This window comes from Vibrio sp. Vb1554 (assembly GCF_033344235.1).
On record NZ_JAWPOJ010000468.1, the window covers coordinates 1 to 1,036 of the forward strand.

The following is a 1,036-nucleotide window of genomic DNA, read 5'->3' on the forward strand; positions in this document are numbered from 1 at the left end:
AAGGTGTTTGCGCATGTCCGCAATCAATGGGGCAGATAAACCACTTTCTAAATACTGACCTTTGACGTCGAGCACTTTATTAGTGGTAGGAACCGCAGAGCCTGCTCGTTGGGTCAGGGTTAAATGGTGATACTTGCCTGACAAGGCATTGTGCAATGTCTCCAGTGCAGGTGTGGCTGAGCCCAGAACAATCGGAACTTGTTCTTTATGAGCGCGCATTACAGCAACATCGCGTGCATGATAACGCAAGCTATCTTGCTGTTTGTAAGAGGTGTCATGTTCCTCGTCCACAATGATAATCCCGAGATCAGCAAAAGGCGCGAGTAGGGCAGAGCGTGTGCCGATAATGATTCCGGCCGCTTTGTCGCGTGCAGAAAGCCACGCATTCAGACGCTCCGTCTCGTTTAATCCGGAGTGGATAACGTCAACTGGCACATTAAAACGGCGTTTAAAGCGGTTGATGGTTTGTGGTGTTAAGCCAATCTCTGGTACTAAAACCAAGGCTTGTTTACCTTTCTCTAAGACCGGCTTGATCAGGTTGAGGTACACTTCTGTCTTACCTGAGCCCGTGACGCCTTCTAATAAATAGCAGGCAAAACCTGTTTGGCTATTTACACTCGCAATAGCCAGCGCTTGTTCGTGGTTGAGCTTTGGCTTCTCGACGTCGCATTCAACGTGCTGTCCCCACTGGGTGATTGCAGGCTTCTTCTCGATACGTTCAATCCAGCCTTTCTCTTCTAAAGACTTTAGTACTGTTGAGGCTATCTCTTGGTCGACAAATTCCTGGTGAGGCAAAGCGCCGTTAACCAACATTTGCAAGACCTTCTGTTGTTTGACCGCTCGACGATCAAGCCCTTGCATCAGCTTGTCTTTACCGGATTCGGTAATTTGCCACTCTTGTAGCGTCGCAAAATCTGCAGGCTTTCCTTTACGCAGAGCTGCTGGCATCGCATTGTGTAGCGTATCTCCAAGTGGGTATTGGTAGAACTGGCTGCACCAAGTCAGCAACGAATAAAGCTTTTCAGACCATATCGGC

At 48.6% G+C, this 1,036-nt stretch carries 1 protein-coding gene; it reads right to left on the reverse strand.

Translation table 11 applies throughout. The annotated features are described in order from the left end of the window. Window positions 1–1,036: primosomal protein N' (gene priA, locus R8N28_RS27130; RefSeq protein WP_318183904.1), on the reverse strand; the 1,036-nt coding region annotated here is incomplete at both ends.